This window comes from Brachybacterium sp. sponge, assembly GCF_001613775.1.
Taxonomy (GTDB): Bacteria; Actinomycetota; Actinomycetes; order Actinomycetales; family Dermabacteraceae; genus Brachybacterium; species Brachybacterium conglomeratum.
On record NZ_LRMP01000004.1, the window covers coordinates 524357 to 546089 of the forward strand.

General features: G+C 75.0%; 18 protein-coding genes. 5 read left to right on the plus strand and 13 right to left on the minus strand.

Going from position 1 to position 21733, the window contains the following annotated elements; genetic code table 11:
• The first annotated feature begins 38 nt into the window (after nucleotides 1-38).
• Nucleotides 39-788, plus strand: a complete 750-nt coding sequence (locus A4A78_RS16885) for a dihydrofolate reductase family protein (protein WP_062951213.1) — start codon at nucleotides 39-41, stop codon at nucleotides 786-788.
• Between the two features lie 45 nt (nucleotides 789-833).
• On the opposite strand, the gene A4A78_RS16890 is transcribed toward A4A78_RS16885, so the two are convergent.
• A complete protein-coding gene (locus tag A4A78_RS16890; protein WP_062951214.1) occupies nucleotides 834-2189 on the minus strand; it encodes a S9 family peptidase in 1356 nt (451 codons plus the stop codon).
• Between the two features lie 124 nt (nucleotides 2190-2313).
• Here A4A78_RS16890 and msrB point away from each other — a divergent pair, with 124 nt between their 5' ends.
• From msrB to A4A78_RS16905, 3 genes are read left to right on the plus strand one after another with little or no spacing between them, the layout of a single operon-like run.
• Nucleotides 2314-2754: a peptide-methionine (R)-S-oxide reductase MsrB gene (gene msrB, locus A4A78_RS16895; protein WP_062951223.1), complete on the plus strand. Its 441-nt coding sequence runs from the start codon at nucleotides 2314-2316 to the stop codon at nucleotides 2752-2754.
• 50 nt (nucleotides 2755-2804) lie between these two features.
• Nucleotides 2805-3434 carry a DUF3000 domain-containing protein gene (locus A4A78_RS16900; protein ID WP_010552383.1) on the plus strand — a complete coding sequence of 210 codons (630 nt, stop codon included), beginning with the start codon at nucleotides 2805-2807 and terminating at the stop codon, nucleotides 3432-3434.
• A complete protein-coding gene (locus A4A78_RS16905) occupies nucleotides 3431-4789 on the plus strand; it encodes an HRDC domain-containing protein (RefSeq protein ID WP_082835389.1) in 1359 nt (452 codons plus the stop codon). Before A4A78_RS16900 ends, A4A78_RS16905 begins: the two co-directional genes overlap by 4 nt.
• A 17-nt stretch (nucleotides 4790-4806) precedes the next feature.
• On the opposite strand, the gene A4A78_RS16910 is transcribed toward A4A78_RS16905, so the two are convergent.
• From A4A78_RS16910 to A4A78_RS16965, 12 genes are all read right to left on the minus strand, one after another.
• Nucleotides 4807-5475, minus strand: coding sequence for an NUDIX domain-containing protein (locus A4A78_RS16910; RefSeq protein ID WP_062951229.1), 669 nt, complete (start codon nucleotides 5473-5475; stop codon nucleotides 4807-4809).
• Nucleotides 5476-5538: 63 nt separating this feature from the next.
• Nucleotides 5539-7344, minus strand: coding sequence for a CTP synthase (locus A4A78_RS16915; protein ID WP_062951231.1), 1806 nt, complete (start codon nucleotides 7342-7344; stop codon nucleotides 5539-5541).
• 17 nt (nucleotides 7345-7361) lie between these two features.
• The gene (locus tag A4A78_RS16920; protein WP_062951233.1) at nucleotides 7362-8411 is read right to left on the minus strand and encodes a glycosyltransferase; all 1050 of its coding nucleotides are present in this window, start codon (nucleotides 8409-8411) and stop codon (nucleotides 7362-7364) included.
• A complete protein-coding gene (murJ, locus tag A4A78_RS16925; RefSeq protein ID WP_062951235.1) occupies nucleotides 8411-10246 on the minus strand; it encodes a murein biosynthesis integral membrane protein MurJ in 1836 nt (611 codons plus the stop codon). The genes A4A78_RS16920 and murJ overlap by 1 nt, the downstream gene beginning before the upstream one ends.
• Nucleotides 10243-11121 (minus strand): hypothetical protein, encoded by an 879-nt coding sequence (locus A4A78_RS16930; RefSeq protein ID WP_062951237.1) that lies wholly within the window; start codon nucleotides 11119-11121, stop codon nucleotides 10243-10245. The genes murJ and A4A78_RS16930 overlap by 4 nt, the downstream gene beginning before the upstream one ends.
• Nucleotides 11118-12212, minus strand: coding sequence for a copper transporter (locus A4A78_RS16935; protein ID WP_062951239.1), 1095 nt, complete (start codon nucleotides 12210-12212; stop codon nucleotides 11118-11120). The genes A4A78_RS16930 and A4A78_RS16935 overlap by 4 nt, the downstream gene beginning before the upstream one ends.
• Nucleotides 12213-12227: 15 nt before the next feature.
• Nucleotides 12228-13400 (minus strand): putative cytokinetic ring protein SteA, encoded by a 1173-nt coding sequence (gene steA, locus A4A78_RS16940; RefSeq protein WP_062951241.1) that lies wholly within the window; start codon nucleotides 13398-13400, stop codon nucleotides 12228-12230.
• Complete coding sequence (recN, locus tag A4A78_RS16945) at nucleotides 13397-15115, minus strand: DNA repair protein RecN (protein ID WP_062951243.1); 1719 nt, start codon at nucleotides 15113-15115, stop codon at nucleotides 13397-13399. Before recN ends, steA begins: the two co-directional genes overlap by 4 nt.
• 11 nt (nucleotides 15116-15126) lie before the next feature.
• The gene (locus A4A78_RS16950; protein ID WP_062951244.1) at nucleotides 15127-16071 is read right to left on the minus strand and encodes an NAD kinase; all 945 of its coding nucleotides are present in this window, start codon (nucleotides 16069-16071) and stop codon (nucleotides 15127-15129) included.
• Nucleotides 16072-16074: 3 nt separating this feature from the next.
• Nucleotides 16075-16959 carry a TlyA family RNA methyltransferase gene (locus A4A78_RS16955; protein WP_062951246.1) on the minus strand — a complete coding sequence of 295 codons (885 nt, stop codon included), beginning with the start codon at nucleotides 16957-16959 and terminating at the stop codon, nucleotides 16075-16077.
• A complete protein-coding gene (locus A4A78_RS16960) occupies nucleotides 16956-17984 on the minus strand; it encodes an HAD-IIA family hydrolase (RefSeq protein ID WP_062951247.1) in 1029 nt (342 codons plus the stop codon). Before A4A78_RS16960 ends, A4A78_RS16955 begins: the two co-directional genes overlap by 4 nt.
• Nucleotides 17981-18976 (minus strand): hypothetical protein, encoded by a 996-nt coding sequence (locus A4A78_RS16965; RefSeq protein ID WP_062951252.1) that lies wholly within the window; start codon nucleotides 18974-18976, stop codon nucleotides 17981-17983. The genes A4A78_RS16960 and A4A78_RS16965 overlap by 4 nt, the downstream gene beginning before the upstream one ends.
• 1096 nt (nucleotides 18977-20072) lie before the next feature.
• Here A4A78_RS16965 and A4A78_RS16975 point away from each other — a divergent pair.
• Nucleotides 20073-21527 carry a rhodanese-like domain-containing protein gene (locus A4A78_RS16975; protein WP_062951255.1) on the plus strand — a complete coding sequence of 485 codons (1455 nt, stop codon included), beginning with the start codon at nucleotides 20073-20075 and terminating at the stop codon, nucleotides 21525-21527.
• Nucleotides 21528-21733: the final 206 nt, after the last annotated feature.

Consider the following 21733-nt stretch of genomic DNA (forward strand, 5'->3'; position numbering starts at 1 on the left):
ATGTCCCGTCCCGCCCGTCCCGTGCGAAGGAGACCCCCGTGCACCTGCTGCTGCGCGACGGCGCCCTGCTCCCCTCCCCCGTGCCCGTACCGGCCGACGCCGAGGGCGCCCGCGCGCTCGCCGCGCTGTACGCCGCCCCGCCGCTCCCTCCGGGTGCGGTGCACGTGCGCGCGATGATGACCACCACGATCGACGGCGCGGTCGCGGGGGCCGACGGGACCTCCGGCTCGCTCCACGACCCCGACGACTCGTTCCTGTTCTCCGTGCTGCGGGCGCTCGCCGACGTGGTGCTCGTGGGGGCCGCGACCGTGCGGGCGGAGGATTACCGCAGCGTGCGCGGCCGCGAGGACCTGCTGCGGCCCTCCCTCCGGCCCGGCGGCGCCGCGCGTCCTGCGCTCGCGATCTGGTCACGCGGCGGGGAGCTGCCGGAGACCGTCGATCCCGATCAGCCGACCTATCTGCTCACCCCGTCGGCCGGAGCGGAGGGGGCGGCGCAGCGCTCGGGCCTGCCCGCCGCGCAGGTGCTCGCCGCCGACTCCCCGCGGGAGGCGGTCGTCGCGCTCGCCGCCCGGGGGATGCGGCTGATCCAGGCCGAGGGCGGGCCGTCGGCCCTCGCCCGGCTGGCAGAGGCGGAGCTGCTGGACGAGCTGTGCTTCACCACCGCGCACCGCACCGTCGGCGGCCCCTCCCCGCGGGTGCTCGACGGCGCCGCGCACGAGACGCGCTGGACGCTGGAGTCGCTGCTGCTGGGCGAGGGGGCGACGCTGTCGCGCTATCGGCGGGCCTGAGCACGCCCGGTCGGGGCGCGATCGGGGCCCGCGGGGCTCGACCGCTCAGAGACGCAGCCCGATCGATCCCTCGAGCGCGGGCGCGGCGGGATCGCGCACCGGCACCTCGAGGGCGGCGGCCTGCTCCCCGAGACCGAGCGCATCGCCGAGGAAGTCGGCCAGCAGCCGCTCGTACCGGGCGGGGTCGCGGTTCCATTCGCGGGTGTGGGAGGCGCCCTCGAAGGGCTCGAACTCGATCAGGTCCGGCCGCAGCGCGGCGAGATGCCGGCTCGGGGCGGGCGGCACCGTCGCATCGTCGAGGGCGTGGAAGAGGAGGGTGCGGTGGCGCAGGTGACGGCCGTAGTAGGCGGGGGTCATCTCGTGCAGCGCCAGCGGCTCGTGCAGGCGCACCATCCGCGCCCCGATGCTCGAGGTCATCATCCACAGCGCGAGCCGCCGCATCGGGGCGGGGGCCTTCAGCGCGGTGGCGTGGTAGACGAGGATGTCCTGCCAGTCCACGGCCGGGGAGTCGAGCACGAGGGCCTCGATGAGGTCGCGGTGGGCCGAGCGCACGGAGGTGCGCAGCACGATCCCGCCGCCCATCGACCAGCCAACCAGCACGAGGCGCCGGGCGCCCTGGGCCACCGCGTACTCGATCGCCGCCTCGGTGTCCTCCCACTCGGCCGAGCCCAGGTGGTGCATCCGGTCCGCGGAGGCGGGGGCGCCGACGTCGTTGCGGTAGGTGATGGTGAGACTGGTCAGCCCCAGCCGGTGCAGGAGCGGGATCACGCGGAGCGCCTCGCCGCGGGCTGAGCCGTGGCCGTGCACCAGGATCGCCCAGGTGTCCTCCTGCCCCGGCACGGACCCCTCGGTCTCGTCGGGCCGTACGAGCCACGCCGGCATCGGGCCGACGGGCGAGCTGATCTCCACCTCCTCCGTCCCCAGCCCGTGCGCCGTCTGCGGCGTGCCGGCCCAGAAGAAGCCGTTGGACTTCGCCCGGTCCACGAGGAGCGGCACGTCGGTGTCGCGGGCGAGCAGCGGCCGGGAGACGGTGGTCTGCGTGGGGTGATCGTCGACCGGTCCGAGCCGCACGTGCACAGTCCCGCCGGACTGGCGCAGCGCCAGCAGCCCGTCGCGCCGCGTGGTCGCGGAGGCGTCGAGGTGCACCCGGTCGGGGTGGACGGCGCGGACGGTGACGTCCGGCCGCCCGCGCAGGCTCTCCCGCGGCACCAGCGGCAGTCGGGCCATGACCCGGGCGCCGACGGTGAGCAGCCCTGCGCTGAGCGCGAACGCCCCGGCGGCCCCGGTGATCCCGTACCCCGCCACGTGGGACCATCGCGCCTGGTCAGGGCGTGCGGCCAGGAGCCGCTCGCGAAGGGTCACAGCCGTCGTCGGGCGGTTCCGGAAGAGGTCGCGCGTCATATCGCGCATCCTATCGACGCACTACCATTGACCCTGAGAACACCCGTCCGCGCCGGCGGCGACGAGCCCGTCCCTGCCGGTCCGCGGCCCCAGGCGGCGCCAGGCGCCGCAGAGCGGAGGCATCATGTCCACCGATCCCATCGGCACCCGCCCCTACCCGGTCGCGATCAGCGAGGAGGAGTGGCGCGAGCGCCTCTCCCCCGCCGAGTACCAGGTGCTCCGCCAGGGCGGCACCGAGCGCCCCGGCATTGGCGAGTACGAGGAGGTGCGTCCCGCCGGCACCTACGCCTGCCGCGCCTGCGGCGTCGAGCTGTTCACCGCCGAGACCCAGTTCGATGCCCACTGCGGCTGGCCGGCGTTCTACGCCCCGAGCGACGCCGACGCGGTGGAGCTGCTCGAGGACACCTCCCTCGGCATGCGCCGCATCGAGGTGCGCTGCGCGAACTGCGGCTCGCACCTCGGGCACGTCTTCGAGGGCGAGGGCTTCCCCACCCCCACCGACCAGCGCTACTGCATCAACTCGATCAGCCTGCTGCACAGCGACGACGCCGCCGACCGCGGCTGACCCCGGCGCGCCTGCCGGGCGGACGAGCACGCCGGGGATAGCCTCCCTGCGTGTCCGTCCATCGAATCCGCACCGGCGACGACACCTTCCGCGCCGCCATCGACGCCATGACCAGCGCTCCCCATCGCCCGGAGTTCACATGGCGCACCATCCCGGCCCCATCCCGGATGGCGCCCTCGACGTGGGCCTGCACCGGGGAGATCCTGGTCCATGACGACGAGCTCGCCTCCGGTCGACTGGTGGTCCTGCACGACCCGGCCGGCCAGGAGTCCTGGGACGGCACCTCGAGGATGGTCGCGCTGGTCCAGGCGCAGCTCGAGCCCGAGTTCGCGATCGAGTCGATGCTCGGCGACGTCGCCTGGTCCTGGGTGACCGAGTCCCTCGAGCTGCACGACGCCGACGCCCGGGAGCTCGGCTGCACGGCGACCCGCGTCGTCTCGCAGTCCTACGGCGCGCTCGCCTCACGGCCCTCCACGGTCGACGTCGAGATGCGGGTGTCGTGGACGCCGGAGCCCTCCGAGGACGGCGACCTCGCCCTCGCCCCGCACTTCGCGGCCTGGACCGCGATGCTCGCCGCCGCCGGGGGCCTGCCCCCGGCGCCCCCGCAGATCTCGGCGATCGCCCCCACCCATCACGCGCGAGCGCCCCGCACCGCGGAGGACGACGGGGAGCTGCGGTGAACGCCGCGAGCGACGCCTCCCCCGCCGATCACGCCGATCCTGCGGCGTCCCGCTCCCGCCGCCGCACCCGCACGCGCGGCCCTCGCCGCCCCCGCCCCCTCGAGACCACGGACAGCGCAGCCAGCACCCAGATGCCCCACGACACCGCCACCACTCCCGCCGCAGGACCCGAGCTGCGCGACCTCACCGCGCCCCGCGACGGCCTCGTGCCCGTGATCGACCGGATCCAGCCGCTGCTGGCCTGGTGCGAGGCGGCGGCCTCCGATCCCGCCGAGCCGGTCGCGGTGGACGCAGAGCGCGCTTCCAGCTACCGCTACAGCTCCCGCGCCTATCTGGTGCAGCTGCGCACCGAGGCGGCCGGGACCGCGCTGATCGACCCGCTGGCGTTCACGATGCCGGGCACGCTGCGCACCCTTCTGGCCGAACGGGAGTGGGTGCTGCATGCGGCCGGCCAGGATCTGCCGAGCCTGGCGGAGCTGGGCCTGCACCCGGGCGGCCTGTTCGACACCGAGCTCGCGGCGCGGCTGCTGGGCATGGAGCGGGTCGGACTCGGCGCGGTGGTGGAGGACACCCTCGCCCTGCGCCTGGCCAAGGAGCACTCCGCCGCGGACTGGTCGAAGCGGCCCCTGCCCGAGAGCTGGCTGGTCTACGCGGCGCTCGACGTCGAGGTGCTGGTCCAGGTGCGGGACGTGCTGGCGCGGCGTCTCGAGGAGGCCGGCAAGGCGGACTGGGCCGCTCAGGAGTTCGCCCACGAGCGCACCCGCGAGCACGGTCCCACCCGCTCCTCGAGCTGGCGTGGGCTGCACGGCCTGGGCTCCCTGCGCACCGTGCGGCAGCTCGCGGCGGCGCGGGAGATGTGGACCCGCCGCGACGAGCTCGCGAGCGAGGCGGACCTGTCCCCGCACCGGGTGATCAAGGACCGCGACCTCGTCGCCGCCGCGAAGGAGGCGCCGCGCGGGAGGGAGGCCTTCGACCGGGCGCTGCCGTCGAAGATGCGGCACAAGGACCGCTGGTGGCAGGTCGCCCGCTCGGGCATCGAGCTGCCCGCCTCGCATCTGCCGGAGCGCTCCGAGCGCTCCTATCCCCCGCCCCACAAGCTCTGGTCCAAGAAGCATCCCGAGGTGGCCGAGCGGTACCAGGTGGTGCGCGCCGCGGTGAACGAGCGCGCCGAGGATCTCGAGATGCCGCCGGAGAACCTCCTCCAGCCCGCGCTGCTGCGCCAGTGGGTGTGGGAGCACGAGCAGGCCGGCACCGAGGCGGAGGTCGAGCAGGCGCTGCGCGACCTGGGTGCCCGTCCCTGGCAGGCGGAGCAGTCCGCGCCGGTGATCCACCGGGCCCTCGTCGAGTCCGTCTGAACCCGGGAAGCGCCCGCTCAGTCCCGTCCGGGTCGTTCCATGAACGGTGCGTCGGCGGGTCGCAGCGCGGCCGTGGGTGCTCCGCCGCCGCGCAGCGCCTGCAGGGCGAGCAGCGCGGCGACCGTGGTGCCGTTGGTGATCCTGCCCTCGAGCACTGCGGCGACGGCCACGCCCAGCGGCACCCAGCGGCTGATCAGCTCCGCCTCCTCGTGGACGCGCTCGAACTCCCCCTCGCTCTCGCGCACGCCCTCGGCGAGGTAGACCCGGATCACCTCGTCGCTGCCTCCCGGGCTCGGGCGGAGGTCCACCAGGGTCGACATCCGCACCGGCTCGCAGCCGGCCTCCTCTGCGAGCTCGCGGGCGGCGGCGACGTGGGGCGGCTCGTCGGCGAGGTCGAGCAGCCCGGCGGGGATCTCCCACAGCCGGTGGCCGACGGGATGGCGGTACTGGCGGATCAGGAGCACCCGGTCGGCCTCGTCCACGGCGAGGACCGCGACGGCGCCGGTGTGGCGGATGTACTCGCGGTCGAAGCGCACGCCCGGCGCGAAGTCGATCGTGTCGCGCACGAGGTCCCACACCATCCCCTCGTGCACCGTGCGGTGCGCGGCGACGGGGCGGAGGTCCGCGTCGTCGCGCAGCGGGTCCTCGCCGCCGTGCTGCGGGTGCTGGGTCGTGCCGTCGGTCATCGCCGCTCCCTCCTCGGTCGTCGCGGGCCGCCAGGAGGGGGTCCCGGCGCCCCCGCTCGGGTCTCAGTCCTGCTGGTCCTGGTCGTCGCCGTGCTCGGCGAGCTCGGGCACGGTCCCGTCGGGCTCCACCTCGAGCAGGCGGGTCGCCTTCTGGAGGTCGAGCGCCGCGCCGATCAGGCCCGCGAACAGCGGGTGGGCGCGGGTGGGGCGGGACTTCAGCTCGGGATGGGCCTGGGTGCCGATGTAGAACGGGTGCACCTCGGCGGGCAGCTCCACGAACTCGACCAGGGAGTGGTCCTCGGTCAGCTCGGAGACGCCGGAGATGCGCAGCCCCGCCTCCTCGAGCCGGTCGCGATAGGCGTTGTTGACCTCGTAGCGGTGGCGGTGCCGCTCGGCGACCTCGGTGGTGCCGTACACCTCGGCGGCGAGGGAGCCCTCGGCGAGGGTGTGGTCGTAGGAGCCGAGCCGCATGGTGCCGCCCAGGTCCCCGGCGCCGGAGACGATGTCCTCCTGCTCGGCCATGGTCGCGATGACGGGATGGGCGGTGTCGGGGTCGAACTCGGTGGAGTGCGCCTCCGACAGGCCCAGCTCGGTGCGGGCGTACTCGATCACCATCGACTGCATGCCCAGGCAGAGGCCCAGCGCGGGCAGGCCGTGGGTGCGGGCGTGGCGCAGCGCGCCGACCTTCCCGTCCACGCCGCGCACGCCGAAGCCGCCGGGGACGACGATCGCGTCGACGTCGGCGAGCTGCTCGCGGGCCCCGTCCTCGCTCGCGCACAGGTCCGACTCGACCCAGCGGATCGTGACCTTCGCGCTGTGGTGGAAGCCGCCTGCGCGCAGCGCCTCGGTGACCGAGAGGTACGCGTCGGGCAGGTCGACGTACTTGCCGACCAGGGCGACGGTCACCTCGTAGGCGGGATGCTGGACGCGGCGCAGCAGCTCCTCCCACTGGCTCCAGTCCACGTCGTGGCTGAGCAGGTCCAGGCGCCGGATCGCGTAGGCGTCCAGGCCCTCGCCGTGCAGCACCAGCGGGATCTCGTAGATGGAGGGGGCGTCGGCGCAGGTGACGACCGCGTCGATGTCCACGTCGCACATCGAGGAGATCTTCGACTTCACCGAGGCGGGCAGCGCCCGGTCGGCGCGCAGCACGATCGCGTCGGGCTGGATGCCGATGCTGCGCAGTGCGGCGACGGAGTGCTGGGTGGGCTTGGTCTTCAGCTCCTGGGACGGGCCGATGAAGGGCACCAGGGAGACGTGCACGAAGAACACGTTCTCGCGGCCGATGTCCTGCCGGACCTGGCGCGCGGCCTCGAGGAAGGGCTGGGACTCGATGTCGCCGACGGTGCCGCCGACCTCGGTGATGATCACGTCCACGTCGTCACCGGCCTGGGAGCGCATCGACTCCTTGATCTGGTTGGTGATGTGCGGGATGACCTGCACGGTGTCGCCGAGGTACTCGCCGCGGCGCTCCTTGGCGATCACGGTGGAGTAGACCTGGCCGGTGGTCACGTTCGCGTTCGCGGAGAGGTTCTCGTCGAGGAACCGCTCGTAATGGCCGATGTCGAGGTCGGTCTCGGCGCCGTCCTCGGTGACGAACACCTCGCCGTGCTGGAAGGGGTTCATCGTGCCCGGGTCCACGTTGAGGTACGGGTCGAGCTTCTGCATCGTCACGCGCAGCCCGCGGCTGCGCAGGAGCATCCCGAGGGAGGAGGCGGTCAGTCCCTTGCCGAGGCTGGAGACGACACCGCCGGTGACGAAGATGTGCTTGGTGGTGCCCTCGTTGCGGAAGGGCTTGGCCGATGCGGCCGCCCCGATCCGGGGGATGGGGCCGGTGCCGGTCTGGGGTGCGCTCGCGCTCGTGTCTGCCACGGACGGCCAACCTACCATCACCGGGGTGCGGGGGCGAGGATCTCCTCGAGCTGGGCCAGGAGATCCTCGGCACGCGGGAGCTCGCGGGCCCGCCGCCGGGAGGCGGTCTCGGCGCGGCGCCGTGCGAGCGGGGCGCGGAGCGTCGTGACCGCCGCGGCGAGCGCCTCCGCGTCACCGACGGGGACCAGGTGCGCGGCCGTTCCGGTGACCCAGCGCGTGCCGCCGGCGTCGGTGGCGACGATCGCACGGCCGGCCAGGAGCGCCTCCTGGAGGGCGACGGGCTGTCCCTCCCAGCGGGCGGCGGAGAGCACCAGATCGGCGCGCCGCAGCAGGTCGGGGACGTCCTCGCGGCGACCGAGCAGGTCGACGGGCAGCTCCTCCGCGCTGATGCGGGCGGCGAGCTCGCGCTCCAGCGGACCGTCGCCGGCGACGAGGATCCGCACCTCCTCGCCGCGCAGCAGGGCCGCCGCGTCGAGCAAGTCGTGCAGCCCCTTCTGCGGGGCGAGCCGGGCGATGACGAGGGCGACGAGGGCCACGGGCGTTCCCGGCCCGGCCGCCTCCCGGGCACCGGTCCCGGCGCTCGCGGAGCGCTGCTCCCCCGCCTCCTCCGGGCGCCGCGGGGCGGGGATCACGGCGTGTCGCACGTCGCGCGCGCCGGCACGGCGGGCGTCCTCGGCGAGGTCCGGGGAGACGGCGAGCACGGTGTCGGCCCGGCGGGCGAGGAGCCGCAGCAGCGCGGCGCCGATCGCGCGGACGGGGCCCCCGCCGACGGTGCGGTTGTGCAGGGTGACTACGAGCCGGTGCCCGCCCCGGCGGGGCACGGCCAGGGCGGCCAGGGCCCCGGCGCGCAGCCCGTGGGCGTGGACGGCGACGGGCTCCCCGGCGCCGCGCACGATCCGGCGCAGCGCCGTCACGGTCGCGGCGTCGCGCCGGGGGCTGGGGCGCTCGCGGATCCGCACCGGCGCCTCGGCGACGCGTCGTCCTGCGCTTTCGAGCAGCGCGAGCTCCTGGTCGACGTGCGCGGCCAGTCCCCCGCTGGCGGTGGGGCGCACGAGCAGGACGCGCATCAGCCCACCCTCCGCAGGCGTCGCAGCACGCCGACGGCGAGCTCCCGGTCCACCGCGCCGAGCACCGCGGCGGAGAGCACGGCCGCGACCAGCCCGCACAGGATGCCGTAGAGCACGGTGAGCACCTCGCCGGTGTCGACCGTGATCAGCAGACGGCCCAGCAGAAGCCCCGGCACCGCCCCGACGAGCACGGCGACGGGGACCGCGAGGGCGGTGCGGCGCACCTGGCGCTCGTGGCCGCCGTGCTCGAGCATGTCCCAGATGCGGGAGAGCCCGACCAGGCCGCCCACCGCCATGCCGGCCGCGATCGCGAGGGCGAAGGCGGTGGCCGCCTCCGCGGCGGAGCGGGCGGGGCTGGGCAGCACCAGCACGAGCAGGGCGACGAGGGCGATGCCCCAGCCGACCGCGCCGACCATCAGCGCGTCCCGGGCGCGCAGCGCCGCGGAGAGGATGCGGGTGCACTGTGTCGCCACGGCGAAGCCGACCAGCCCGAGCGCGAGGCCCGCGGTCGCGGAGCCCACCCCGGTCGCCTCGGCCCGGTCGATGTGGCGGAAGAACTGGCCGAGCGCCGGGCCGGCCGCGATGAGCATCACCGCCCCGACCACGGACACGCCGATGACGGTGCGCACCGAGACGGCGGCGACGTGGGCGAAGCCGGTGACGTCCCCGACCAGGCGCAGCTCGGACAGGTGCGGGAAGACGGAGGTCACCAGCGGCACCACCAGCACCGCGTAGGGCAGCAGGTAGAGCGCCTGGGCGTACTGGAAGACGGGCAGGGTGCCGACGCCGCCCGCGCGCATGGCCAGCAGCATCACCAGGGCGAGCACGATCTGCTGGGCGCCGACCGCTCCGAGCCCCGCGCCGCCGAGGGCGAGGGCGCGCCGTGCGTGCCCGGCGGGCATGGTCAGCGCGGGGCGGACGCGCAGCCCCGCCCGGGCGGAGGCGATCACGACGGGCAGCGCCATCACGACGACCCCGGCGGTGGTCCCCCAGCCGAGCCACTGCACGGCGGCGCCGTCGATGGTGGAGACCGTCGCGACCGACGGCACGAGCAGGGCGTAGACGCGATAGGACGCCATCACCACCAGCGAGGACAGCAGCGGCATCATCGCCGGCCACAGGAAGCGCCGCCGGGCCTGGAGGTAGGCGGCCAGCACCACGGAGATCCCGTAGAACGGCAGCTGCACCGCGAAAATCCGCAGCAGCGTCGCGCCGAGCCCGACGCCGGCCGCCCCGGTCTGGTCGGAGGCGAGCAGCAGCTGCGAGAGCGGCTCGGCGAGGGCGATCACGAGCGCGGCGAGGAGCAGGGTGCCGATCACCGTCCAGGTCAGCAGCGCCGAGACGATCCGGTCGGCGAGCGCCGCACCGCCCGGGACCGGGCGTGTCGACGAGGCGGGCGAGGAGGTGCTCTCCGCCGGCGCCGAGGGGTCCGAGTCCGGGGGCGTGGGCTCCGGCGTCTCCGTGGACGGCCCCGGGACCGCGGTCGTCGCGGCGGCGGGCGCGGGCACGGGCACGTCGGCCGTCCCCTTCGTTCCCTCGGGGTCCCGCTCGGGCACGAGGCCCGCGATGAGAGGCACGACGGCCGCGGCGAGCGCCCCGCCCGCGACGATCTCGAAGAGCACGTTGGGGAGCATGTTGGCGGTGGTGTAGGCGGTGCCCACGTCGCCGGCGCCCACGCTCGCGCCGAACACGAGATAGCGCACGAAGCCCGCGATCCGCGCGAACACGGTGACGATCAGGATGATCCCCGCGCCGCGCAGCACGGAACGGGCGATGCGGCCGCTGCGAGGCGGCGCCGCGGGCCGTGCCTCCGGCGCGGTGTCGGTCCCGTTCATCGTGCCTCCTCCGCGTCGCCCGGGTCGCTGGGCGCGCTCGGCGGCTCCGTCGGCGCGGCGGGCCCGTCGGTCGTCCCCGGGCCGGCGGAGCCGTCCTCGGCGGGTGCGGGCACGGGCAGCCGTCCCGCACGGTCCAGCGCTCGCAGCGCCGGGGTGCGGTCGATGACCGCGCTGAAGCTCACCTTCTCGCTGGCCAGGGTCAGCGCGACGACTCCGCCGAGCAGCGCGAGCCGGGCAGGGGCAGGGAGGGTGCGGGTCGCGGCGGCGCCGACGGCGGCGCCGAGCACGTTCGCGCCCGCGTCGCCGAGCATGCCGTGCTCGCGCAGGTCCGTCGGCAGCGCGAGCGCCCCGGGGAGCAGGGCCGCGACGGCGAGCCGCGCACCGGTGCGGGCGCGCTCGTCCTCCCCTGCCGTGAGCGCGAGCAGGGCCGCGGGCGGCAGCACGGCCTTGAGCGCACGGCCGGGGCGGAGATCGAGCAGGTTGGCGAGGTTCGCGCAGCCCGCCATGAGCGCGGCGTCCACGGGGACCATCGCGCCGCCGCGCGGGGCCGGGCCGCCCGCCGCGGCGAGCAGCGCGAGGGCGGGGATGCCGAGCGCCTTCGCGGCCCCTGTCGTCAACCGGCCGGAGCGGAGCGAGGCGAGGTGCCCGCGCAGTCCCTTGGAGACCGGGCGGCCTGCGCGTCGCTGGTGCGGCTCGAGCAGGTCGTCGAGCAGCCCGAGCCCGCCGATCCCGGCGAGCGCGAGGAGGTCAAGGGGGCGTCCCGTGCGGCGTGCGAGGGCGCAGGTGCCGGCGACCACGAGCGCGCCCTCGGCGAGGCTCACCTCGCGTCCGGCGAAGTTGGTGCGGGCGAGCTCGGCGCGCAGCGCGGCGATCACTCCGCTCCCCCGCCGTCGGACGGCGCGGCCCCGCCCTCGGAGCCCTCGCCCCCGGAGCCGGCGCCCTCGCCCTCGGAGCCGGCGCCCTCGCCCTCGGTGCCCACCTCGGCGGTCTCGGGCAGGGCGGGGAGGCGGTCGGCGGCATCGGCCGTGGTGCCGTATGCGCCGGAGCCGCCGCGGGTCTGCTCGACCAGGGCGAGCACGGACAGGACCGGGCCGTCGGGCTCCTGCAGCCGGTCCGTGGTCGACAGCGCGTCGTAGGTCGCCTCCCCGCGCACGGTGCGCAGGATGCCGGTGGAGGCGTCGTTGGCGGGCGTCACGGCGGAGACCACCGCGGGCAGGCCGGTCCCGGCGAGGGCGGTGAGCATGCTGGTGCGGGAGGCGAGCAGGCCCTGGGCGCGCTCGGCAGCGGCCTGGTCGTCGTCGGTGTCGACGGCGAGCTCCTCGGGGGCGGCGCTCGCGTGCACGACCCCGTCGACCGTGCCCGGCGCCCCGCCGTCCACGGCCACCATCCCGTGATCGATGAGCACCTGCCACAGCTGCCCGCGCAGCTCCTCGTCCAGGGGCGAGTCCTCGCCGCCGGCCAGCAGCTCGGGGATCAGCGCGGAGAGGCGCTCGGAGTCGGTGAGCTCCTCGCCCCCGACGGCCGTGAGCGCCGCGGGCGCGATCTGCTGCGCCGCAGCGACCGCGTCGGTCCGCGCCTGCTCGCGTCCCGGCTCCCACAGCGCGCTCTGCAGCTCGACATGCACGGTCTGCTCGACGCCGGCCGCGTCCAGCAGCGAGGTGATCCGCTCGGTGGAGGCGCGGGTGGAGTCGTCGTCGGTGAGGACCGCGATCCGCTGCCCCTCGAGGGTGCCGTCCACGAGCTCCGGCCCGACCTCGGTGATGAACGAGGAGAGCTGGTCGTTCTCGCCGGCGAGCTGCTCCGCCTCGGTGCGCAGCTGCTCCTGCTCGGTGCGCAGCTGCTCGACCTGGCCGGCGAGCTGGTCGCCCAGGTTCTCGCGCAGCGGCCCGGCGCCGAGGACGATGCCGACGGCGAGCGCGAGGAACACGGAGATCAGCGAGACGAGGTGGTAACGGAAGTCGATCACGGGGTCGGGACCCTCCTACGACCCGGTGGCCCGGGGTGTGAACAGCGTGGTGAACCAGGACAGGAGCCCGTCGAGGCGGGCGAAGAGGATCTGCACGAGCGCCTGACCGCCCGGAGTGGCCCAGAGCGCCACGGCGAGCGCGGCCAGACCCGCCAGCGCCAGCAGCACGAGCTGGAAGGTGGAGATCCTCTGACGGTACAGGCGGGAGACGCCCTTCGCGTCGACGAGCTTGGAGCCGATGCGCAGACGTGTGAGGAAGGTCGAGCTCATGCCGGCACGGCCCTTGTCGAGGAACTCCTCGAGGGTGCCGTGGGTGCCGACGGCGACGATGACCGAGGCGCCCTTCTCGTCGGCCAGCAGCATGGCGATGTCCTCGCTGGTGCCCGAGGCGGGGAAGGAGACCGCGCCCTCGGCCAGCCCCAGCTCCGCCAGGCGCTTCATCCCGGGGGCGCGGCCGTCGCGATACGCGTGGACGACGAGCTCGGAGCCGGAGCGCAGGGCCCGGTCGGAGACGGAGTCCATGTCGCCGATGATCATGTCGGGGCGGAACCCGGCCTCGAGCACCGCGTCCGCGCCGCCGTCGACCCCGATGATCACGGGGCGGTTCTCGCGCAGGAAGGGCTTGAGGGTGGCCAGGTCCTCCTTGTAGTGGTAGCCGCGCACCACGATCAGCACCGGCCGGCCGTCCATGCGGGTGGCGACCTCGGGGGCGCCGATCCCGTCCAGCAGCAGGTCCCGCTCGCGGAGCATGTACTCCATCGTGTTCTCGGCGAACAGCTCGAGCTGCTCGGAGAGCCCCTCACGGGACGCCTCCTGGGAGGCGGTGACGCTCGCGTCGTCCTGCCGGGCGCCCTCGGCGATCGGTTCCCCCTCGAGCAGCACCCGCCCGTCCTCGACGGTGATCCGCTCCCCGTCGCGGATCCCCTCGAAGACCTCGTCCCCGAGGGAGTCGACGAGCACGATCCCGGCGTCGACGAGGATGCGCGGGCCCGCGTTGGGGTAGCGGCCGGAGGTGGAGGCGGCGACGTTGAGGACCGCGGCCGGCTCCCGCTCGACGAGCGCCTCGGCGGCGACCCGGTCGATGTCCTCGTGGTCGATGATCGCGATCTCGCCGGGGCGGAGGCGCTTGGTGAGGTCCTTGGTGCGCTTGCCGAGCCGGGCCACGCCCTCGGTGCGGGCCGCGCTCATCGCTGCGTCCGTCCGGCCTCGTCCAGCAGCTCCTCGGCGTGGGCGAGGGCGACGTCGGAGGCGTCGTCCCCGGCGAGCATCCGGGCGAGCTCCCGGATCCGGCCCGGCCGGTCCAGGGTCTCCACGGTCGAGCTGGTCGCACCGTCCTGCGAGGTCTTCACGATCTGCAGGTGGGTGGAGGCGTGGGCGGCGACCTGCGGGAGGTGGGTGACGACGATGACCTGGGCGTGGCGGGCCAGGCGGGCGAGGCGCTGGCCGACGGCGAGGGCGGCGCGGCCGCCGATGCCCGCGTCGATCTCGTCGAAGACGAACACGGGCGCGGCGGTGCGGTCGCTGCGGGAGGAGGCCAGCGCCACCTCGAGGGCGAGCATGACGCGGGAGAGCTCGCCGCCGGAGGCGGCCTGCGCGACCGGCAGGTGGTCGGCGCCGGGATGGGGGGCGAGCAGGATCGCGACCTCGTCCCGGCCGTGGGAGCGGTGGGCGCGCCCCGTGACGTCGACACGGATCTCCGCATCGGGCATCTCGAGGTGGCGCAGCTCCTCCTGGACCGCGCCGGAGAGGGCGCCGGCGGCCTCGGTGCGTGCCGCGGTGAGCTCCTCGGCGGCCGCGTCGAGCTCCGTCTCGAGCTGCTCGAGGCGGGCCGCGACGGTGCCCCGCTCCTCCTCCGCGCCCTCGAAGCGGTCGAGCTCCTGCGCCGCGGTGCGGGAGGTCTCGAGCAGGGTGGTGACGTCCTCGGCGGGGCCGTCCCGTCCCGGCAGCAGGGCGCCGAGGTCGCGCACCAGGACGGTCAGCTCGTGGAGGCGCTCGTTGGCCTCCTCGATGCGTCCGGGCGAGGCGTCGATCCCGTCGGCGTAGCTGGAGAGCTCCCCGGCGATGTCGGAGAGCTCGATCCGCAGCGCGTCGAGCCGCTCGGTGAGGGGGACGAGGGTGCCGTCGGTGCGGGCGGCGCGGGCGAGGGCCTCCCCCGCGATGTCGAGCAGGGATCCGGCGGCGGGGCCGTCGTCGTCGCCGACCAGGGCGAGCGCGGCCTGCCCGGCGGCGCCGCGGAGCTCCTCGGCGTTGCCGAGCCGTTCGATCTCGGCGCGCAGCGCGTCGTCCTCCCCCGCCTGGGGGTCGGCCTGCTCGAGCCGCTCCAGTGCCTCGGTGAGGACGGTGCCGCGGCGCTCCCGCTCGGCGAGCAGGGCGTCGAGCTCGGCGAGGCGCTCGGTGAGGGCGGTGCGCTCGCGCCAGATCGTGCGGTGCTGCTCGAGCAGCGGCTCGATCTCGGCGGCGCCGAAGCGGTCCAGGGCCTCGCGCTGTGCGTCGTGGTCGCGCAGACGCTGCTGGTCGGACTGGCCGTGCACGGTGACCGCGGTGCCCACCAGCCGGGCGAGGGTCCCGATCGGGACGGGGACCCCGCCGATCTGGGCGCGGGAGCGGCCGTCGCGGGTCAGACGGCGCACCACGAGCACCTCGCCGTCCTCCTCCTCGGCGCCGAGCTCGTCCATCGCGTCCGCGAGCTCCCCGTGCCCGGCGAGCGCGAGAGTGCCGTCGACGGTGCTGGAGCCGCGGGTGCGGCCTCGGTCCAGGCGACCGCCCAGCAGCATGGTCAGGCCGGTGACGATCATGGTCTTGCCGGCTCCGGTCTCGCCGGTCAGGGCGGTGAATCCCGGCCCGAACTCGAGCAGGGCGTCGTCGATCACGCCGATGTGGCGGATGCGCAGGGTGGACAGCACGGCGGCGCCCTTCAGCGGGTGCGCGGGCCGCGGCCCCGCCAGCCCACGACGGGCAGCTGGAACTTCTCGACCAGTCGATCGGCGAACGGGGTCGGGGCGAGGCGGACCAGGCGCACCGAGTGCTCGGAGAGCCGCGCCTCGATCCGCATCCCCGCCACGATGTCCTCCCCGCGGCGCCCGTCGAGGGTGAGGATCGCGTCCTCGCGGTTGTCCATGGTCATCTCGACGGCGATCTCGGAGGAGCGCCCCAGCACCAGCGGCCGGGCGAAGAGGGCGTGGGCGGCGAGCGGGATGAGCATCATCGCGTCGACCTCGGGCCAGATGACGGGACCGCCGGCGCTGAACGCGTAGGCGGTCGAGCCGGTCGGGGTGGACAGCAGCACCCCGTCGGCGCCGAAGCTCGAGACGGGCCGGCCGTCGATCTCGATCGCGACGTTGATCATCTTCTGCCGGTCGGCCTTCTCCAGGGACGCCTCGTTCAGCGCCCAGTGGTGCCCGATCTGCTCGTCGTCCTCGTCGAGGACGGCGATGTCCAGGGTGGAGCGCTTCTCGATCTCGTAGTCGCCGTCCAGGAGCCGGGCGACGGTGATGGAGAGGTCCTCGACCTCGCTCTCGGCGAGGAAGCCGACATGGCCGAGGTTCACGCCGTGGACGGGGATGTCGGCCTCGCGCACGGCCTCGAGGGCGCGCAGGATGGTGCCGTCGCCGCCGAGGACGATGCCGAGCTCGACGGCGTCCGCGGCCGAGACGGCGTCGAGCACGTCCACGCCGCCGTTGGTGAGAAAGGTCAGCAGGCGCGGCGGCGCCTCGTCCTCGGGCAGGGAGAGGATCTCGTCGACCTGCTCGTCGACGACCACCGCGCGCACGCCCCGGCGGCGCAGCTCCTCGAGGACCGTGAGCATGGCGCGCAGCGCCGCCCGGCGTCCGGTGTGCACGTACAGGAGGAACCGTCGCATGGGTCAGTCCTCCTCGGGGGCGTTCTGGTCGCGGCGGCGCCGCGGGAGTGCCCCACCCACGGCAGACCCGATCATGTCATAGGCCTGCGCATCCGGCGTGCAGGAGGAGTCCGGCGCGGTGGACCCCGCGCCCTGCGGGCGGAGCGGGCGGGCGGACCGCAGGTGCACGAAGTACTCGCGGTTGCCGTCCTGGCCGGGCAGGGCGCTGGGGCCGATGGCCGCGAGCTCGATCCCCTGCTCGGCGGCGGTCTCGACCACGCCCTCCACGGCGCGGATCCGGGCGGCGGGGTCGGTGACCACGCCGGTACGGGGCAGCGCCTGCTTCCCGACCTCGAACTGGGGCTTGACCATGAGCAGCAGCTCCCCGTGCGGCGCGGTCACGCCCGCGAGGGCGGGCAGGACGGTGCGCAGGGAGATGAAGGAGAGATCCGCGACGACGAGGTCGACGCGGGCGCCGAGCATCCGCGGGGTGAGGTCGCGCACGCTGGTGCCGTCGCGCACCTCGACGCGGGCGTCCTCGCGCACATGGTCGGCGAGCTGGTCGTGGCCGATGTCGACGGCGATCACGCGGTCGGCGCCGCGCCGCAGCAGCACGTCGGTGAACCCGCCGGTCGAGGCGCCCGCGTCGAGGCAGAGCAGACCCCGGGGGTCGAGCTCGAGCAGGTCGAGGGCGCCGGCGAGCTTGTGCGCGGCGCGGGAGGCGTACTCGATGCCGTCGGGCACGTCGACCACGGTCAGTCGCGCCCCGTCGGGGACGGGGGCGGAGGGCTTGTCGGCCCGGCGCCCGTCGATCCGCGCACGGCCCTCCTCGACGATGCGACGGGCGTGGGTGCGGGACCGTGCGAGGCCGGCGGCGAGCAGCGCGACGTCGAGCCGGTCCCCGCTCACCGGGCGGCGGCCGCGGCGGGCAGGGCGGTGGCCCCGTCGCTGCTCAGCAGGCGTCCCTGCCAGGCGTGCTCGGGGTGGGTCGCGCGCAGCAGTGCGAGCACGGACCGCAGCACGCGCGGGTCGTCGGCCTCGCCGTGGACGACGGCGATGTCCTCGCCCTCGCGGCGCACCGAGACGGCGCCGCAGCGAGCGCTGTCCCCGTCGACGACGGGCAGCGGGAAGGGCGCGGAGATCCCGGCGAGGTCCGGGGTGATGAAGGTGGGGCGACGCACCGGCTCGGCGTGCAGGGCGGTCTCGACGGTGTCGACGCCGGTGAGGACGAGCAGGGAGTCCATCCCGGCACGGACGGCGCCCTCGATGTCGGTGTCCAGCCGGTCGCCGACCACCAGCGGGCGGCGGGCGCCGATGCGGGTCGCGGCGACGGTGAACATGCCCGGCTCGGGCTTGCCGGCGACCTCCGGCTCGGCGCCGGTGGCGTGGCGCAGGGAGGCGACGAGGGAGCCGTTGCCGGGGGCGAGGCCACGCTCGGTGGGCAGGGTCGCATCGACGTTGGTGGCCATCCAGCGGGCGCCGCGGCGGATCGCGTAGGCACCCTCGGCCAGACGCGCCCAGCCGAGGTCCGGGGACCAGCCCTGGACCACGGCGACGACGTCCTCGGCGTCCGTCTCGACGGGCTCGAGCCCGTCGGCGCGGAGCTGGTCGGCGAGGCTCGGTCCGCCGACGACGAGCACTTTGGCGCCGGGGGCGAGGTCCTCGGCGAGCAGTCGCGAGGCGACCTGCGGGGAGGTCACGAACTCCTCGGGGCTCGCCTCGAGGCCGATCACGGCGAGGTGGTCGGCGGCCTGCTGCGGGGTGCGGGAGGCGTTGTTGGTCGCGAAGACGACGGGGCGGCCGGCGGCGCGGGCGGTCTCGACCGCCTCGACGGCGTGCGGGATCGGCCGGGCGCCGTGCATGACGGTGCCGTCGAGGTCGAACAGCAGCGCGTCGTGGAGGTCGAGGAGCGAGGGGTCGGGCCGGCGGATCACGCGGGCTCCTCCCGGGTCCCGGTCTCCGGGGCGGCCGGGGCGTCGGCCGCGTCGGCACTCTCCGCCGTCGCAGTCGCGTCGCCGGCCTCCGCGTCGTCGTCCTCGGTGTCGTCCGCGTCGTCACCCTCGGTGTCGTCCTCGGTGTCGTCGGCGGCCTCCGCCGCGTCCTCCGCTCCATCGACGTCGTCGGCCTCATCAGCGTCGGCGTCCGCGCCGGCATCCGCCGGGTCGTCGCCGTCCTCTGCGTCGTCGGCGCCGTCCTGGTCGTCCTTCGCGTACGGGTCGAAGGCGTCGAGCACGCTGATCTGCTCGTCGCCCTCCATGATGGGCGCCTCGGCGGGCGCGGGGGCCGGGCGGCCGAGACGCTCGGCGGCATCGGTGAGGCCCTCGGTGTCCGCGTCGGCGGCGAGCGTCATCCAGCGCCGCGCCTCGTCCTCGCGGTCCGCGCGCTCGAGGAGGTCGGCGTAGGCGACCCAGAGCCGCACCTGCCAGCGACCGTCGATCTTGTGCCGCAGGGCCGGGATCTCGAGGGTGCGCAGGGCGGTCTGGACGTCGCCGGTGTCGGCGTAGGCGCCCGCGACGACCATCATCAGCTCGATCGCGGACTCGACCCCGAGGGCGGCGGCCTCCTCCGAGGCGGCGATGTCCAGGGCGCGCTCGGGGCGGCCGAGGCCGCGCTCGCAGTCGGCGATCATCGGCAGCACGTCGGTGCGCCCGGTGATGCGCATCGCGGTGCGCAGCTCGCGGGAGGCGGTGCGGTAGTCGCCGGCGTGATAGGCGAAGATCCCGTAGACCTCGCGCACGATGCCGACGCGTCCGCCCAGGCGGGCGGCGAAGCGCGCGTGGGCGAGGGCGGTCTCGGGGTCGGTGTCCTCGAGGAGGTGGGCGGAGACGAGGTGGCGTCCGACGCGCTCCGCGGTCTCCTTGCTCAGGCCGCGCAGCTCCTCGTGGGTCTCCTTGTCGAGCTCGCGGCCGGTGATGCCCTCGGGCACGCGCGGCTCGATCGGCCGATCGGCGCGCTGCTCCTCACCCGGACGGCCGCTGCGACGGTCCTCGCGGCGGTCTCCGTCTCGGCCCCGGTCGCGCGAGCCGCCCCGGCGGTCGTCGAAGCGGTCCTGGCCGCCGCGGCGGTCCGGAGCGCCACGACGGTCTCGGTCATCGCGGCGCGGGCGATCGTCCCGGCGGGGCCGGTCGTCCCGGCGGGGTCGATCATCACGGTGGGGGCGGTCGTCGCGGCGCTGAGCGGGGCCTCCGCGTCGCTCCTCGCCGCTGCCCCGACGGTCGCGGTCCTCGCGCCAAGGGCGATCGTCACGACGCGGGCGGTCGTCGCGGCGAGCACGGTCCTCGCGGCGCGGCCCCGCGTAGCGGTCTCCGCGCTCCCCGCCCTGGGGGCGGTTCTCGCGCCAGGGGCGGTCGTCGCGGCGAGCACGGTCGTCGCGTCCTCGGGTGTCGTCGCGGCGCTCGCCCTCCCGGCGCGGCCGGTCCTCCCGGTGCGGGCGGTCCTGCCACCGGCCGCGGTCCTCGCGGTAGGGGCGGCTCTCGCGGCGCTCCGCGCCATCGGTGCGGGGGCGATCGTTCCGAGGCGGGCGGTCGTTCTGACGGGGACGGTAGGGGCGGTCGCCGTCCCGGCGGGGACCGCCGTCACGGCGTCCTGCTCCGTCGCGGGAGGGGGCGGAGTCGTAGCGGCCTCGAGGGCCCCCGGCACGGCCGCCGGCGGACGCGCCGGATCGAGGCGTCGAGCCTCGCTCGTCCCGCCGCCGACCGTCACGACCCCAGTCGTCCCGGCCGCGGTCGCTCCCGTTGTTGCTGTGCTCAGCCACCTGGACCGCCCGCCTCTTCGTCTCGCCCTGTGCGCCCTATGCGTTTGTCTCCCGGCGACTCTAAGCCAGAGCACGCCCTTGACCCTCGAGTAACACCGTCATCCGTGACTGCTTTCACGGGGCTCCCAGACTCCGGGAACCGAAGATGCTCGGCACCGCGACCCTCGGCGCCGCACCGCCGGCGCACCGCCGCGTGTCCCTCAGGAACGGGGCGTACCCTCGATGGCGGGTGAGTCCTCCGCCACATGGACGGTCCCGTCCGGTCACCGTGCCTCGCAGCCACCAGGAAGACCCGCTTCTCGAACGCCTCTACGACGAGGACCTCTCCCAGGCGAGCTATCTCGTCGCCTGCCAGGACAGCGGGAAGGCGCTCGTGGTCGATCTGCGGCGCGACTTCGCTGACTATCTCGACCTCGCCCGGCATCACGGTCTGCGGATCGTCGCCGTGACCGAGACCCATGTCCATGCGGACTCCCTCTCCGGGACGCGCGAGCTCGCCGCGGCCACGGGAGCGACCGCCTATGCCTCCGGGGAGGGCGGCGAGGACTGGCAGTACGACTACCCGGCCGAGCGCCTCCAGGACGGCGACACGATCGAGCTCGGCGCGGTCACGATCACCGCCCGCCACGCGCCGGGGCACACACCGGAGCATCTCTTGTTCCTCATCACCGACACCGCCTTCGCGCCGAGCCCCGGGTATCTCCTCAGCGGGGACTTCGTCTTCGCCGGCGATCTGGGGCGCCCGGATCTGCTGGAGGAGGCGGCCGGGATGCAGGACACGCGCTTCGAGGGGGCGCGTCAGCTCTTCGCCTCGCTGCGCGACGTGTTCCTCTCCCTCCCCGACCACGTGCAGGTGCTCCCGGGCCACGGCGCCGGCTCGGCCTGTGGGAAGGCCCTCGGGGCCGTGCCCTCCACGACGGTCGGATACGAGCGGAGCTTCGCCTGGTGGGCTCCGCACCTCGCGGCCGACGACGAGCAGGGCTTCGTCGACGAGCTCCTGGACGGTCAGCCCGACGCCCACGCCTACTTCGGCCGGATGAAGCGTCAGAACGTCCTCGGGCCGGCTCTGCTGGGCGAGAGGACTCTCCCCCGCCGCGTCGATGCCTCGGAGATCTCCTCGGGGATGGCGTCCGGTGCGATCGCCCTCGTGGACACGAGGCCGGTCGCCGCGGTGCATGAGGGCATGGTGCCCGGCGCGCTGAGCATCCCTGCCCCGGGCAAGGCCGCCTCCCATATCGGATGGGCCTTCGATCCGGAGTCCGACGACGCCGAGATCATCGTGCGCGCCCCGGATGCGGAGACCGCCGCGAGGATCCAGGACCATCTCGTGCGGGTGGGCATCGACGCCCTCGCCGGCTACGTGACCTCGCTCGAGGGGCTCGAGCAGAGTGTCCCTCAGCGCGTCTCCCCCGCCGACCTCGAGCAGCTGCGTACGAGCCGCCCTGACGCCGTGCTGCTCGACGTGAGGAACAAGTCCGAGCATTCCGCAGGGTCCATCCCTGGTGCTCAGCAGCTCTCGGCCGGAAGGGCGCTGTTCCACCGCGACCAGCTCGCCGCGCCCACCGAGGGCGCCGTGATCGCCTTCTGCCAGTCGGGGCTGCGCGCCTCCGTAGCCGCGAACGCTCTGCGACGGGTCGGTCATGAGGTGATCGAGGTCGACGGCAGCTACGCCGGCTGGTCCCGCTGGCAGCAGGAGGAGAAGGACGCGCCGGCACGCGCCTGAGCGAAGCGCCCCGATTCCAGCAGAAGGGCCCGTGACCGAGGGACCTCCTCACTCACGGGCCCTCTCCCTGTTTCCGGGCACGAAAAAAGGGAGTGGAGGAGGCGAACACCCCGCAGGGGTTCAAGCACTCCTCCACTCCCAGTGAAGATGTCCGGCGGCGACCTACTCTCCCACACCCTCCCGAGTGCAGTACCATCGGCGCGATC

Coding starts and splice junctions, on each gene's coding strand:
- A4A78_RS16890 (WP_062951214.1), bottom strand. CDS start 2,189: ATGACGCGCGACCTCTTCCGGAACCGCCCGACGACGGCTGTGACCCTT.
- msrB (WP_062951223.1), top strand. CDS start 2,314: ATGTCCACCGATCCCATCGGCACCCGCCCCTACCCGGTCGCGATCAGC.
- A4A78_RS16910 (WP_062951229.1), bottom strand. CDS start 5,475: ATGACCGACGGCACGACCCAGCACCCGCAGCACGGCGGCGAGGACCCG.
- A4A78_RS16920 (WP_062951233.1), bottom strand. CDS start 8,411: ATGCGCGTCCTGCTCGTGCGCCCCACCGCCAGCGGGGGACTGGCCGCG.
- murJ (WP_062951235.1), bottom strand. CDS start 10,246: ATGAACGGGACCGACACCGCGCCGGAGGCACGGCCCGCGGCGCCGCCT.
- steA (WP_062951241.1), bottom strand. CDS start 13,400: ATGAGCGCGGCCCGCACCGAGGGCGTGGCCCGGCTCGGCAAGCGCACC.
- A4A78_RS16950 (WP_062951244.1), bottom strand. CDS start 16,071: ATGCGACGGTTCCTCCTGTACGTGCACACCGGACGCCGGGCGGCGCTG.